General features: G+C 71.3%; 12 protein-coding genes. 9 read left to right on the top strand and 3 right to left on the bottom strand.

Annotated elements, in window-relative coordinates; all coding sequences use genetic code 11:
* Positions 1-65: 65 nt before the first annotated feature.
* Positions 66-737 (bottom strand): lysophospholipid acyltransferase family protein, encoded by a 672-nt coding sequence (locus tag ACN6LB_RS24415; protein WP_351698901.1) that lies wholly within the window; start codon positions 735-737, stop codon positions 66-68.
* A gap of 378 nt (positions 738-1,115) precedes the next feature.
* On the opposite strand from ACN6LB_RS24415, the gene ACN6LB_RS24420 reads away from it, so the two are divergent.
* From ACN6LB_RS24420 to ACN6LB_RS24430, 3 genes are all read left to right on the top strand, one after another.
* Positions 1,116-2,279 (top strand): glycerophosphodiester phosphodiesterase, encoded by a 1,164-nt coding sequence (locus ACN6LB_RS24420; RefSeq protein WP_445027785.1) that lies wholly within the window; start codon positions 1,116-1,118, stop codon positions 2,277-2,279.
* Between the two features lie 74 nt (positions 2,280-2,353).
* The gene (locus ACN6LB_RS24425) at positions 2,354-2,860 is read left to right on the top strand and encodes an RNA polymerase sigma factor (RefSeq protein WP_356134721.1); all 507 of its coding nucleotides are present in this window, start codon (positions 2,354-2,356) and stop codon (positions 2,858-2,860) included.
* 46 nt (positions 2,861-2,906) lie between these two features.
* On the top strand, positions 2,907-3,410 hold the full coding sequence (locus ACN6LB_RS24430) for a GNAT family N-acetyltransferase (protein ID WP_356134719.1): 504 nt from the start codon (positions 2,907-2,909) through the stop codon (positions 3,408-3,410).
* A 27-nt stretch (positions 3,411-3,437) separates the two neighbouring features.
* On the opposite strand, the gene ACN6LB_RS24435 is transcribed toward ACN6LB_RS24430, so the two are convergent.
* Both ACN6LB_RS24435 and ACN6LB_RS24440 read right to left on the bottom strand, forming a co-directional pair.
* On the bottom strand, positions 3,438-3,863 hold the full coding sequence (locus ACN6LB_RS24435; RefSeq protein ID WP_356134717.1) for a hypothetical protein: 426 nt from the start codon (positions 3,861-3,863) through the stop codon (positions 3,438-3,440).
* A 1-nt stretch (position 3,864) separates the two neighbouring features.
* Entirely contained in the window at positions 3,865-4,224 is a 360-nt protein-coding gene (locus tag ACN6LB_RS24440; RefSeq protein WP_356134715.1) for a hypothetical protein, read from the bottom strand.
* 580 nt (positions 4,225-4,804) lie between these two features.
* Between ACN6LB_RS24440 and ACN6LB_RS24445 the strand changes: the two genes are divergently transcribed.
* From ACN6LB_RS24445 to cobT, 6 genes are all read left to right on the top strand, one after another.
* The gene (locus tag ACN6LB_RS24445; RefSeq protein ID WP_445027786.1) at positions 4,805-5,839 is read left to right on the top strand and encodes a methionine ABC transporter ATP-binding protein; all 1,035 of its coding nucleotides are present in this window, start codon (positions 4,805-4,807) and stop codon (positions 5,837-5,839) included.
* Positions 5,836-6,561, top strand: a complete 726-nt coding sequence (locus ACN6LB_RS24450) for a methionine ABC transporter permease (protein ID WP_356134711.1) — start codon at positions 5,836-5,838, stop codon at positions 6,559-6,561. The genes ACN6LB_RS24445 and ACN6LB_RS24450 overlap by 4 nt, the downstream gene beginning before the upstream one ends.
* A gap of 79 nt (positions 6,562-6,640) precedes the next feature.
* Positions 6,641-7,474, top strand: coding sequence for a MetQ/NlpA family ABC transporter substrate-binding protein (locus tag ACN6LB_RS24455; protein WP_445027787.1), 834 nt, complete (start codon positions 6,641-6,643; stop codon positions 7,472-7,474).
* Positions 7,475-7,598: 124 nt separating this feature from the next.
* Positions 7,599-8,237, top strand: coding sequence for a GNAT family N-acetyltransferase (locus ACN6LB_RS24460; RefSeq protein WP_445027788.1), 639 nt, complete (start codon positions 7,599-7,601; stop codon positions 8,235-8,237).
* 118 nt (positions 8,238-8,355) lie between these two features.
* Positions 8,356-9,567: a precorrin-6y C5,15-methyltransferase (decarboxylating) subunit CbiE gene (gene cbiE, locus ACN6LB_RS24465; RefSeq protein ID WP_356134705.1), complete on the top strand. Its 1,212-nt coding sequence runs from the start codon at positions 8,356-8,358 to the stop codon at positions 9,565-9,567.
* Between the two features lie 346 nt (positions 9,568-9,913).
* On the top strand, positions 9,914-13,759 hold the full coding sequence (gene cobT / locus ACN6LB_RS24470) for a nicotinate-nucleotide--dimethylbenzimidazole phosphoribosyltransferase (protein ID WP_445027789.1): 3,846 nt from the start codon (positions 9,914-9,916) through the stop codon (positions 13,757-13,759).
* The last annotated feature ends 8 nt before the right edge of the window (positions 13,760-13,767 follow it).

Below are 13,767 nucleotides of genomic sequence, written 5' to 3' on the forward strand. Positions count from 1 at the left end.
CCCCCCCCCCCCAAAAAAAGGTCGGGCGCACCGCGCCCGACCTTCCTCGCACCCCGGCGGAGCCGCTACGCGGCCTTGGCCTTCGTGGCGTACATGTCCACGTACTCCTGCCCGGACAACCGCATGACCTCGGTCATCACCGAGTCGGTCACCGCGCGCAGCACGTACCGGTCACGGTCCATGCCCTCGTACCGCGAGAACTCCATGGCCTCACCGAAGCGAACGGTGACGCGGCCGGGCCGCGGCATCCCCGCGCCGCCGGGCTGCAGCTTGTCGGTGCCGATCATCGCGAACGGGACGACCGGGGCGCCCGTCATCAGAGTGAGCCGGGCGATGCCGGTGCGGCCGCGGTAGAGGCGGCCGTCGGGGGAGCGGGTGCCCTCGGGGTAGATGCCGAAGACCTTGCCCTCCTCCAGGACGCGGCGGCCGGTCATCAGCGCGGCGACTCCGCCGTTCGCGCCGTCCCGGTCCACCGGGATCATGCCGACGCCGGTGAAGAACCAGGCCATCAGGCGGCCCTTGAAGCCCTTGCCGGTGACGTACTCGTCCTTGCCGATGAAGAGCACCTGCCGGTCGCACACCAGCGGCAGGATCATCGAGTCGATGAAGGTGAGGTGGTTGCCGGCCAGGATCACCGGGCCGTCGCCCGGGATGTGCTCCACGCCTTCCACCCGTGGGCGGAACATCAGGCGCATGATCGGTCCGAGCACTGCCTTGATGAGCGCGAAGCGGGACAACGGGCCCTCCATTGTCAAGGGATCGGTATGAAGTCTGTGCAGGTGAGGACGATACTCGCGCTTTCCGGGTGATTGCACATCGGGTTCACCGACTGGATACGCAGTGTTGACGCACGTTTACCTGCGGAGGTGCCCCGTTTCGCGCCCGTCACGCGGGCGCGAAGATGTGACGGACGTCGCGCGGGATACCGGCCGACGCGTGAACAGCGGGGGTCGTGAGGTGGGTGATCCGCGCGCCCGCACAGCCTCAACACCCGTATTCCGTACGACATCCAGCGTCACCCGCGTGTTCCGCCGAGGGTCTCCCCACCGTCACCCGCGGGCACCTACGATCGTCCCGCTTTGACAGGTGCAGGGCGGTACGGAGAAGGAGCGCTCATGGCGACGCAGGGGTCCAACGAGCAGGGGCGGGGCACGGCGCGAAGGAAGCTGCTCGGGGCCGCGGTGCTCGGTGCGGGCGGAGCGGTCCTCGGACTGCCGGGCGTGGCGAGCGCCGACGGGCAGCGCACCGGCGGCGGCTACCGGAGCCTGCCGAAGCCGACCGTCATCGGCCATCGCGGCGCCAGCGGCTACCGTCCCGAGCACACGTTCGGGTCGTACGAGCTGGCCCTCGACCTGGGCGCCGACGTCGTCGAGGCGGGTGACCTGGTGCCCACCAAGGACGGCCACCTCGTATGCCGTCACGAGCCGGAGATCGGCGGGACCACCGACGTCGCCGCGCACCCCGAGTTCGCCGGCCGCAAGACCACCAAGACGCTGGACGGGGTCGCCACCACCGGCTGGTTCACCGAGGACTTCACGCTCGCCGAGCTGAAGACGCTGCGCGCGATCGAGCGCATCCCCGCCAACCGCCAGCGCAACACCCTCTACAACGGCCGCTGGGAGATCCCCACCTTCGAAGAGGTGCTCCAGTGGCAGGACGAGCAGACCCGCAAGCGCGGCAAGCAGGTCTGGATCTACCCCGAGACCAAACACCCCACGTACTTCCGCAAACTCGGCCTCGGCCTGGAGGAGCGGCTCGCCAAGATCCTCCACAAGCACGGCAAGGACCGGAAGAACTCGCCGGTCATCATCCAGTCCTTCGAGCCGAGCAGCATCCAGCGGCTGGACAAGCTCGTCGGCAACCCGCTCGTCGTGCTGCTGTCCGCCGCGAACACCCGTCCCTGGGACTTCGTGACGGCCGGTGACCCGCGCACGGTCGCCGACCTCGTCACGCCCGCGGGCCTGCAGTGGATCGCCTCGTACGCGCAGGGCATCGGTCCGACCCTCGACCTCGTCATCCCCAAGGACGCGAACGGGGCCCTCACCACGCCGACCACGCTCGTTGCCGACGCGCACAAGGCGGGCCTGATCCTGCACCCCTACACGATGCGCAACGAGAACACCTTCCTGCCCGCGAACTTCCGCACGGGCACCGACCCGAACGCCTACGGCGACGCCTTCGGCGCGTTCCGGACGTACTTCGCCACCGGCATCGACGGCGTCTTCTCCGACAATGCGGACACCGCGCTGCTCGCCCGCGAGGACTTCGTCAACGGATGACCCCGCCACCCCGTTTGGGGTGACAACCGGCCGCCCCGGCAACCTCCCGCCCGGGCGGCCGCGTGATGGGGCATATGACACACGAGATGCTCACCGCGCTGCGCCCACTGCTCGCCGCCGAGGCCTCCGCCGAGGCCCACGCGTCCGGCACCGAGCAGAGCGACCTGGAACAGGCCGTCTGGCTGCGCCTCCTGGAGCGCCTCGACACGGACGGCCCACCCGTTGACCCGCACGGGTGGCTGCGCCGGGCCGTCCGCTCGGAAGGGCGCCGCAGCCGCCGCACGGCCCGCCTCGAACGGCCGTACGCCGCCGAGCCCGCCGACGACCACGGCACCGGCCCGGAGCAGCAGGCCCTCGCCGCCGCCCGCGACCGGGCGCTGCACGACGCCGTACGACGTCTGCCGGGCCGCTGCCCCCGGCTGATGGCGGCGCTGTTGTCCCCCAAGGACCTCACTTATCGCGAAATCGCAGGGGAGTTGGGTATCTCACAGGGCAGTCTGGGTCCGGAACGTTCCAGATGCCTGGGATGTCTGCGCCGATTGCTCGCGCCGGAGGTTGCGGCTCGCGAACCGCGGGGATAGGAGTGAGGGACAACCGGTGGAACAGGTGAGCGGGAGGCATGCACACATGGGCATGAGCGTGACCATCTCGGCAGCGACGGAGCAGGACGCCGAGCAGATCCTCAAGCTGCAGTACCTCTGCTACCAGAGCGAGGCCGAGCTGTACGGCGACTACGGCATCGAGCCACTCACCCAGCCCCTCGACTCCCTCAAGGCCGAGCTGGCCCAGGGCACTGTCCTGGTGGCCCGGCTCGGGGACGAGGTGGTGGCCTCCGTACGCGGAGCGGTCGATGTCGAGGGCACGGCGCGCATCAACAAGCTCATCGTCCACCCGCGCATGCAACGCCACGGGCTGGGCGGACGCCTGCTCACCGCGATCGAGGCGAAGCTCGGCGCGGAGGGAACGGCCAAGTCCTTCCAGCTCTTCACGGGACACCGCAGCGACCACAACCTGCGCCTGTACCGCAAGCACGGCTACACGCAGGTCTCCGCGGAGCGCGTCGACGAGCGCCTCACCCTGGTGACCCTCGCCAAGGGCGCGGACACCAGCGCGTACGCGGCCAGCGCGTAGCAGCCCCGCACCTCACGCCCCTGAGGCTCAGCTGTCGGCGGTCGTACGCGCCTTGCGCAGCCAGTACATCGCCGACAGCGGCAGCAGTACCGGGATGAACAGATAGCCCATCCCGTAGTCCGACCACACCGTGGCGTCGGGGAACGCGGACGGCTCCACCAGTGTCCACGTCCCCACCGTCAGCACACCCGCGAGCTCGGCGGCGCAGCACACCAGCGCCGCCCTGCGGGCCCGCTCGCCGCCGCGCACGAGCGAGTACGTGATGAAGCCGTACACGAGACCCGCGATCGCGGAGAGCGAGTAGGCCAGCGGGGCCTTGTCGAACTCCGTCGAGATCTGCACCGCCGAGCGCGACACCGCGCCGACGACCATCACGCCGTACAACCAGACCAGCAGCATGCCCGGTCCGCTGATCAGCCGGACCCTGCGCGGCTTCCCCTCCGGGGCCGTCATCTCAGCCTCCCCAGATGTCATAGAGCCGCACCTCCAGGACGGCGAGGACGACGCCGCCGGCCGCCACGGTGATCGAACCCCAGCGCGTGCGCTCCGCCAGCGACATGAAGCCGGCCGCCGGGATGCACGCGAGCGCGCCGAGCAGATACGCCACGAAGATCGTCGTGCCCTGTTCCGGCTTCTCGCCGCGACCCAGCTGGACGACACCGATGACCAGCTGCACCAGGGCGAGCGCCGACACCACGGCCATGCCGATGAAGTGCCAGTCCTTGGTCGGCTGATCACGGTAGGCGGCCCAGCCGCACCAGGCGGCGAGCGCGAGCGCGGCGACGGCCGTCGCGACCGTCAGGGCATCAAGCATGCCGTGACCCTATTACGGTCCAAATGGCCCGCTGTCCTCGCCCCCGGGCTGCCCCCGCCGGCCCCCGCTCGCCCCGCGCCTCCCGCGGCGCGACCGTCGTGGTCTTGACCACAACACCTGAGGCGGCCGCGCCGCACACGACTCCTGTGGAGAGCGCCGTCGTGCCCCGTCGGCGCTGGTCACCGGCGGGGGAGCGGTGGTTTCCCGTCGGGGCCGGACCGTGTCCATCGCTGTCCGCAATGCGGACAGCGATGACGGCCCGCGGCCGTACTTCTGCTTTACTCGTTTCATGACCACGACGAGCAACCGCATCCTTGCGACCGAGGCGACCATGACGCCCGGTGCTCGTTGTATGTGTCGAATGTGCGCCTTCTAGAGGGCCCCCGCACCACCGCCTGGCCTCGCGCCCCGAAGCGAGACCGCCGCCCCATGTCCGTACGAAGTACGTGACTCGGGCTGCCCCGCGCACACGTTCTCCCCCGGTTCCATCGCCACCGCGAGAACCGTGCCGCGTTCCCGACCGCATGCACCCGTGCCCGGGCACACCCACGCCCCGCACACGACAGTGACGGAAACCCCAGTGATCACGACAACGGGCCTCACCAAGGTCTACCGCTCGCGCGGCCGTGAGGTGACCGCCCTCGACGGCGTCGATCTGCACGTCCGCGAAGGCGAGGTCTACGGCGTCATCGGCCAGTCCGGCGCCGGCAAGTCCTCGCTCATCCGCTGCGTCAACCTCCTGGAACGCCCCACCGCCGGGACCGTGAGCGTCGCCGGACAGGACCTCACCGCCCTCGTCGGCCGCGGACCGCGCGCCGGCCGGGAACTGCGCAGGGCGCGCAGCCGTATCGGGATGGTCTTCCAGCACTTCAACCTGCTGTCCTCGCGCACCGTCCAGGACAACGTCGAGCTGCCCCTCGAAATCCAAGGCGTCTCCGGCAAGGAGCGCAGCCGCAAGGCCCTCGAACTCCTCGACCTGGTCGGCCTCTCCGACAAGTCCAGGTCCTTCCCGGCCCAGCTCTCCGGCGGCCAGAAGCAGCGCGTCGGCATCGCCCGCGCTCTCGCCGGCGACCCGAAGGTGCTCCTGTCCGACGAGGCCACCAGCGCCCTCGACCCCGAGACCACCCGCTCCATCCTCCAGCTGCTGCGCGACCTGAATCGGCAGCTCGGCCTGACCGTCCTGCTCATCACCCATGAGATGGACGTCGTCAAGACGATCTGCGACTCGGCCGCGCTGATGGAGAACGGCCGGATCGTCGAGTCCGGCACCGTGAGCGAACTCCTCGCCTCTCCCGGCTCGGAACTGGCCGCGGCCCTCTTCCCGGTGGGCGGCGACGCCACCGGCGAGGACCGCACCGTTGTCGACGTCACCTTCCAGGGCGAGGCGGCCACCCAGCCCGTCATCTCCCAGCTGTCGCGGACGTACAACATCGACATCTCGATCCTCGGCGCCGCGATCGACACGGTCGGCGGCCTGCAGGTCGGCCGGATGCGCATCGAACTGCCCGGCCGCTACGAGGACAACGTGGTGCCCATCGGCTTCCTGCGCGAGCAGGGACTGGGAATCGACGTCCTCGGCCAGGAGCCCGTGCTGCTCAAGGAAGGTGCCAAGTGACCTGGTCCGAGATGCAGCCGCTGCTGTCCCAGGCGTGTTGGGACACGCTCTACATGGTGGGCTGGTCCACCCTCATCGCGATCGTGGGCGGTCTGCCGCTCGGCATCCTGCTCGTCCTGACCGACCGAGGCGGCCTCCTCCAGAACGTCGTGGCCAACAAGGTCATCGGACAGGTCGTGAACGTCGCCCGCTCGATGCCGTTCATCATCCTGATGGTCGCGCTGATGAGCTTCACCCGCACCATCACCGGGACGACCATCGGCCGTGAGGCCGCGATCGTGCCCCTCGCGATCGGGGCGATCCCGTTCTTCGCGCGCCTGGTCGAGACGGCTGTCCGCGAAGTGGACGGCGGACTCGTCGAGGCCGTGCAGTCGATGGGCGGCAACACATGGACCGTCGTCCGCAAGGTCCTCGTACCCGAGTCGCTGCCCTCGCTGATCTCCTCCGCCACCACCACGATCGTCGCCCTCATCGGCTACTCCGCGATGGCCGGCACCGTCGGCGCCGGCGGCCTGGGCGACATCGCCATCCGGTACGGCTACCAGCGCTTCGAGACCAGCCTGATGTGGATCACGGTCGCCGTCCTCGCGGTCGTGATCGCCGTCATCCAGTTCGCCGGCGACTACGCCGCACGCGGACTGCACCGGCGCGGCGGCCGGTCCGGCGCGGCGCCGAGGCTCCGCCTGCTGAAGGCGTCCACGGCGACCGGCAAGACCGTCTGACCCACTGACTCACCACCCACGGATTTCCCCGTCACCACCCACGACGGGGCAGCACCACCCCTCAGGAAAGGCACTTTTCGTGCGTAACACCGCCAAGATCACCACCGCCGTCCTCGCCGCCGGAGCCCTCACCTTCGGGCTCACCGCCTGCGGCTCGGGCACCGACTCCGCTTCCTCCTCCGACTACAGCGGACCGCTGGTCGTCGCCGCGAGCCCGACCCCGCACGCCGAGATCCTCGACTTCGTCAAGAAGAACCTGGCGAAGAAGGCGGGCCTCGACCTGGAGGTCAAGGAGTTCCAGGACTACATCGTGCCGAACACGGCGACCGAGGACGGCTCGGTGGGCGCCAACTACTTCCAGAACCAGCCCTACCTGGACGACTTCAACAAGAAGCGCGGCACCCACATCGTGCCCGTCGTCACGGTGCACCTGGAGCCGCTCGGCCTCTACTCCCACAAGGTGAAGAGCGCCGACACCCTGAAGAGCGGCGCGACCGTCGCGATCCCGAACGACGCCGTCAACGAGGCGCGTGCCCTGAAGCTGCTCGCCGCCAACGGGCTCATCACCCTCAAGGACGGCGCCGGCAGCGAGGCGACCCCGCAGGACATCGCCAAGAACCCGAAGAACCTCGAGTTCAAGGAGGTCGAGGCCGCTCAGACCGCGCGCTCCCTGGACGACGTCGACGCCGCGGTCGTCAACGGCAACTTCGCCCTCTCCGCGGGCCTCAAGCCCGCCAAGGAGGCCCTCGTCCTGGAGTCCGCGAAGAACAGCCCGTACGGCAACTTCCTCGCGGTGAAGAAGGGCAACGAGTCCGACCCGCGCGTCAAGAAGCTCGCGAAGCTCCTGACCTCGCCCGAGGTGAAGAAGTTCATCGAGGACAAGTACGCCGGCTCGGTCATCCCGTCCTTCTAGCCGCCCCCACGCACGGGGTCCGCTCCTTCACAACGAGCGGACCCCGTGGTGCAGTTCGGTGGTTTCATGCTGCATGCTGGGCAGTTCGCAGGCCCTGAATGTTTCGAAGGTTACGGAGCGGCGCATGACGAGCACCTTCCCCAACATCTCCATCAGCACGGAGCGGTTGGTGCTGCGTCCGCTCGACGAGGACGACGTCCCCTCGCTCGCCGCCATGATGAACGACGAGCAGGTCGCCGCCTGGACCGACGTCCCCCAGCCCTACACCGAGGACGGCGCCCGCGGCTGGATCACCGAGTACGCGCCCACCGAGCGCACCGCGGGCCGCGGCCTCGACCTCGCGGTCACCGAGTTCCTCACCCAGCGCCTGGTCGGGATCATCCAGCTCACCAGGACGAACTGGCACATCCGCGCCACCGAACTCTCCTACATCATCGCCCCCTGGGCCCGCGGCGAGGGCTACGCCTCCGAGGCCGCGCTCGCCACCTCCCAATGGCTCTTCGGCGACCAGAAGTTCGAGCGCATCGAGATCCGTACGGCCGCCGACAACACCGCCTCCCAGCAGGTGGCCCAGAAGATCGGCTGCATCAGCGAGGGCGTCCTGCGCAACGCCTGCATAGTGCACGCACGCACCGAGGACGGCACCTGGGTCGACGTGCGCAGCGACTTCATCGTGTGGAGCCTGCTGCCCGAGGACCTCGACGGCGTCGGCGAGGAACTGGCCGACAGCGGTGGTTTCACGTCGTTCTCGGACTGGAACTGAATTCAAGGGACCGCTCCCACCCGACCGAGCAGTCCCCGGTGTCACCAGGTACCCTCACGGAGCCCGCCCAAGGGCTGCCCCCGACGACCTGCGAAGACCTTTCTGGAGACTGAGGACGATGGCCGACCGGGTCACGGTGATCGGCTGGGACGGCTCGCCGCTGACGGCCGCGGCCCACTCGGCTCTCGCCGCCGCCACACTGGTGGCCGGCGCGGCCCACCACCTGGCGCTCGCCGAGGTACCCGTGTCCGCCGAGCGCATCCGGCTCGGCAGTGTCGCTCTCGCCGCCCGCCGCATCGCGGGCCACCGGGGCAGCGCCGTCGTCCTCGCCGACGGCGACCCGGGCTTCTTCGGGGTCGTACGCACCCTGCGCGCACCGGAGTTCGGCCTGGAGGTCGAAGTGGTGCCCGCCGTCTCCTCGGTGGCCGCGGCCTTCGCCCGCGCCGGGATGCCCTGGGACGACGCACAGGTGGTTGTCGCACACCGCCGAACCCTGCGACGCGCGGTGAATGTGTGCCGCGCCCACACCAAAGTCGCCGTTCTCACCTCACCAGGCGCCGGCCCCGCCGAACTCGGCCTGCTCCTCGAAGGGGTCCACCGCACCTTCGTCATCTGCGAGGAACTGGGCACCGCGCGCGAGCAGGTCACCGTCGTCACCTCGGACAAGGCCGCCGACCACACCTGGCGCGACCCCAACGTCGTCATCGTCATCGGCGGCTTCGTCGCCGCGGCCGAGGGCGGCGGGTGGATCGCCGGACGCGACCCGGGCACCGGACCACGCGGCTGGGCGCTGCCCGCCGAGGCGTACGGCGGCGCGCTCGGCGAGGGCGAGACGGACCTGCTGCGCGCCGCCCAACTCGCCCGCCTGGGACCGCGCGCCGGCGACCTCGTGTGGGACATCGGCTCCGGCAGCGGCGCCTTCGCCACCGAGGCGGCGCGCACCGGCGCCGCCGTCATCGCGGTCGACCGGCAGCCGGGGGCGTGCGCCCGCACCGAGGACTCCGCCCGCCGCTTCGGCGTCCAGATGCAGATCGTGCAGGGCACCGCACCGCACATCCTGGAGAACCTTCCCGAACCCGATGTCGTACGCGTCGGGGGCGGGGGAGCGGCGGTGGTCTCGGCCGTCGCCGACCGCCGCCCGCAGCGCATCGTCACCCACGCCGCGACCCGTGACGCCGCCGAGCTCATCGGCAGGAACCTGACCGAGCACGGATACCGGGTCGAGTGCGCGCTCATTCAGTCCGTCGAACTCGATACAAGGGCCTGGACGGAGAAGGAGCGGAGCGTCGCGTTCCTGCTCACAGGCCGTTTGCCGGATCGCGCCCCGTGATCCTGTTGTCGTACTGCGCGCGGTAGGCTGGCCGATCGTTGTACCGCTCCCGGGTGTCCGATATTTCGTCGGTCAATGTCCGGAAAACACGCCCCTTTTGGGGTGGGTGTGGTACGGCAGAACCGGAGGACGCGCAACGTGGCGCAGTCCACAGCGGGCCGTTGCGGATCAAGGTGTCGCGACGGCGGGACGACCGCGACAATGCCAGTTAATGGCTTTGTCGTCTTTGTTGGCGGGTCGTTTCGTGCCGCTGGGCACGCACGCTCGTTCTTCACTGCGGGGCGGTCGGTGCGCCGTCCCGGGCGAGCTGGTCGTAGAAGCACTAACCGATGGGCGAGGGGTACGCATGACCGACACCGGCCAGGTCCCGGGCGAGGGACTGCCGGAGAACGCAGGCATGGTGGAGCAGCCGGGCGCCCCCGCCCCGGTCGCGTACACCTACCTCGACCCCTCCGAGACCACCGCGGACGACGACGACCTGCTCCTCCTGCCGGGCGCGCCGGGTGCGCAGGGCGCCTGGGGCAACGAGGTGCCGCCGCCGGCCCCGATGCCCCTCGTCCATGAGCCCGGTCCGCACGAGGCGTCGGGCCGCGACAGCGGTTCGGTCGACCTCGGCGGTGTCCGCATGCCGGCTCCGGCCCCGCAGCCGGTGGCCCCGCGCCGCCCGCTGCACCTCGGCCCGCCCACGCCGGACGGTTCCGCGAGCCCGGTGCGTTCGCTCGCCGACCGCGGCCCGGCGGGTGCGCCCCTCGCCGCCCCGGTGCCCCCCGTACGGCACGCAGGACCGCCGACGAGCGGACCCGAGTACCTCGACGTGTCGCACCTCGGCGAGATCCCGCCGCAGGGAGCCGTGCCGTGGGGCGCCCCGCCGGTGAGCTCCGAGGGGCAGATTGCAGAAACGGTCGTTCCGCAGGAGGGGCAGGGCTCCGAGGCGGGCACGTTCCCTGAGCCCGGCACCTTCCCCGAGCCCGGCACGGTCGGCGAGATTACGCAGGCGCCCGAGGCGGTTCAGGATGCTGAGCCGGTCCAGGTCCCCGGGACGCCGCAGGCGCCTGACGCCGTCCGGGCCGCGGAGTTCCCCGCGGCGCCCGAGGCCCCGCAGGTCGCCCACCTGCCGGAGGAGCCGGACGGCGTTCTCGACCCCCATGCCGCCGCGGACCTTGCGCAGGCTCCTGACGCCGCCCACGTGTCGCTTGACCCGCACGCCCAGCAGGCTCCTGACGCCGTGCCGTTCCCGTTGGCCCACGAGCCCGCGCACACCGACGCTCCGGTAGCGGTCCCGGCGGACGCCGAGCACCTCGCGCCCGGCGAGCACATCCAGAACTCCCGGCACGTGCAGCTCGCGCCGGACCCGCAGACGGCGCCCGTGGCTGCGGCGCAGTTCGCCCACGCGGCTGCCCCGGTCCAGGCTCAACCTGCCGAACCCGCGGTCCATATCCCGGACGCCGCTGTCCAGTTCGCGGACACGGTGGCCCCCGTCGAGGCCGCCCAGGTTCCGCAGCCGGTCCCCGCCGAGGCCGAGCACGACGTGGACGAGGAGTTCGACGCCGCGCAGGCGCAGGCCCAGGCCGCGTTCGCCGCCGACTCGTCCTACGGACAGGCGGTGCCCGGGCTCGACGCGGCGGCGGCCCAGCAGTTCGCCCAGCAGTTCGCGAACCCCGCCGGGGCCGCGGCCGCCCAGCCGTCGCACGGCGTGCCCGTCGGTGTCGCCGCGCACGCCGCAGCGCCCCATGCCGCAGTGGGCCACGCCTCCGGCGAGCAGCCCCCCGGTGACGCGGCCCGCGTGGCCGGCGTACCCCTGGAGGTACCGGCGGACCAGTCGCTCGGCCAGTTCGTGGCCGTCGAGGGCCAGGTGCCGACGACCCCGCACCTCGCCCCGACCCCGCCGCACCCCATGGTCGTGCCGCCGCTGCCCGCCGAGGAACAGCCCGCGCAGGAACAGCCCCCGGCCGAGCAGCAGCAACCCGCAGCCGAGGAGCCCGCGCCCGAGGAGCCCGCGGTGGAGCAGCCCTCGGTCGACGAGTCCGCGCCCGCCGTCGCCGGCCACGCGGAGCCCGAGCTCCCGGCCGAGCCGGAGCCCCTGGCCGAGCCGGAGCCCCCGGCCGAGCCCGAGACCGAAGCCCAGGCCGAGACCGCCGCACCCGCACCAGCACCCGAACCCGCGGCGGAACGTGACGCCGAGCCCGAAGCGCCCGCCCCGCAGGAGAGTCCCCAGCTCCCCGCCGACGAGCAGCCCTTCGCCGAAGTCCAGCCCGTCGCCCCCGTGCCCGCACCCCGCGAGTCCGAGGTCGAGGCCCAAGCGGCAACCCATGACGACTTCGAACAAGTCGTGCCGGAACCGCCCGTCGCGGAGCCGGAACCCGCAGTCGTAGTCACACAGCAGGCGGACGACCTGGACACCCAGGGCGCCGATCAGGAAGAGAGCACGGCCGTAGTGGAAGACGTACGAGAGTCCACCGGCCCCGCGGCGCCCGGCTACGACGACGCCGAGCGCGAGGCCGTGCTGCGCGTCATGCGCGAGCGCCGCGACATCCGCAACGGCTTCCGCAGCGACCCGATCCCGCACGACGTGCTGCTGCGCGTCCTGGAGGCCGCCCACACGGCACCGTCCGTCGGCCACTCGCAGCCCTGGGACTTCGTCGTCATCCGCTCGGCCGACACACGCCGCTCGATGCACGAACTCGCCCAGCGCCAGCGCGAGGCCTACGCGCTGTCGCTGCCCAAGGGCCGCGCCAAGCAGTTCAAGGAACTGAAGATCGAGGCCATCCTCGACACCCCGGTGAACATCGTCGTCACCGCCGACCCGACGCGCGGCGGCCGCCACACGCTGGGCCGCCACACGCAGCCGCAGATGGCCCCGTACTCCTCCGCGCTCGCCGTGGAGAACCTGTGGCTGGCGGCCCGCGCCGAGGGCCTCGGCGTCGGCTGGGTCAGCTTCTTCGACGAGCGCGAGATGGTCCGCGCCCTCGGCCTGCCCGAGCACCTGGAGGTCGTCGCCTACCTCTGCGTCGGCTACGTGGACGAGTTCCCCGAGGAGCCCGAGCTGATGCAGGCGGGCTGGTCCAAGCGCCGCCCGCTGTCCTGGGTCGTCCACGAGGAGACCTACGGCCGTCGCGCGCTGCCCGGCGAGGAGCCGCACGACCTGCTCGCCGAGACGGTCGCCAACATCCGCCCGCTGGACGCCAAGGCGCTCGGTGAGGCCTGGGAGCGCCAGAAGCGGATGACCAAGCCCGCGGGCGCACTCGGCATGCTGGAGATCATCTCCGCGCAGTTGTCCGGCCTGTCCCGGCAGTGCCCGCCGCCGATCCCGGAGCCCGCCGCCGTCGCGATCTTCGCCGGAGACCACGGAGTGCACGCCCAGGGCGTCACCCCCTGGCCGCAGGAGGTCACCGCCCAGATGGTGGCCAACTTCCTGGGCGGCGGCGCGGTCTGCAACGCGTTCGCGAACCAGGTGGGCGCCGAGGTCTGCGTCATCGACGTGGGCGTCGCCTCCGACCTCCCGGCAACGCCGGGCCTGCTGCCGCGCAAGATCCGCCCCGGCACCGCCGACATGACGACCGGTCCCGCGATGTCCCGCGAGGAGGTCGTCGCGGCCATCGAGGTGGGCATCGAGACCGCCCGCGATCTGGTGGCGGCCGGCAACAAGGTGCTGCTCACGGGCGAGATGGGCATCGCCAACACGACCGCGTCCGCGGCCCTGATCTCCGTCTTCACGGACACCGACCCGTCCGAGGTGACGGGCCGCGGCACCGGCATCAACGACGAGACGCTGGCCCGCAAGACCGAGGTAGTGCGCCGCGCCATCGAGGTCCACCAGCCCGACCCGGCCGACCCCATCGGCGTCCTCTCGGCCATCGGCGGCCTGGAGCACGCTGCGATGGTCGGCCTGCTGCTCGGCGGCGCGTCCCTGCGTACGCCGGTGATCCTGGACGGCGTGAGTGCCGGCGCCGCGGCGCTCGTGGCCCGCGCGATCGCCCCCGAGGTCCTCGCCGCGTGCATCGCGGGCCACCGCAGCGCCGAGCCCGGCCACGTGGCGGCGCTGAACAAGCTGGGCCTGCGTCCGCTGGTCGACCTCGACCTCCGCCTCGGCGAGGGCACGGGCGCCCTGCTGGCCCTCCCGGTCGTGCAGAGCGCCGCACGGGCGATGCACGAGGTGGCCACGTTCGACTCGGCGGGCGTCACCGAGAAGTAGCCCTGCGA

The organism is Streptomyces sp. SAS_270 (assembly GCF_052543295.1).

Coding starts and splice junctions, on each gene's coding strand:
- ACN6LB_RS24420 (WP_445027785.1), top strand. CDS start 1,116: ATGGCGACGCAGGGGTCCAACGAGCAGGGGCGGGGCACGGCGCGAAGG.
- ACN6LB_RS24425 (WP_356134721.1), top strand. CDS start 2,354: ATGACACACGAGATGCTCACCGCGCTGCGCCCACTGCTCGCCGCCGAG.
- ACN6LB_RS24430 (WP_356134719.1), top strand. CDS start 2,907: ATGGGCATGAGCGTGACCATCTCGGCAGCGACGGAGCAGGACGCCGAG.
- ACN6LB_RS24435 (WP_356134717.1), bottom strand. CDS start 3,863: ATGACGGCCCCGGAGGGGAAGCCGCGCAGGGTCCGGCTGATCAGCGGA.
- ACN6LB_RS24440 (WP_356134715.1), bottom strand. CDS start 4,224: ATGCTTGATGCCCTGACGGTCGCGACGGCCGTCGCCGCGCTCGCGCTC.
- ACN6LB_RS24460 (WP_445027788.1), top strand. CDS start 7,599: ATGACGAGCACCTTCCCCAACATCTCCATCAGCACGGAGCGGTTGGTG.
- cbiE (WP_356134705.1), top strand. CDS start 8,356: ATGGCCGACCGGGTCACGGTGATCGGCTGGGACGGCTCGCCGCTGACG.
- cobT (WP_445027789.1), top strand. CDS start 9,914: ATGACCGACACCGGCCAGGTCCCGGGCGAGGGACTGCCGGAGAACGCA.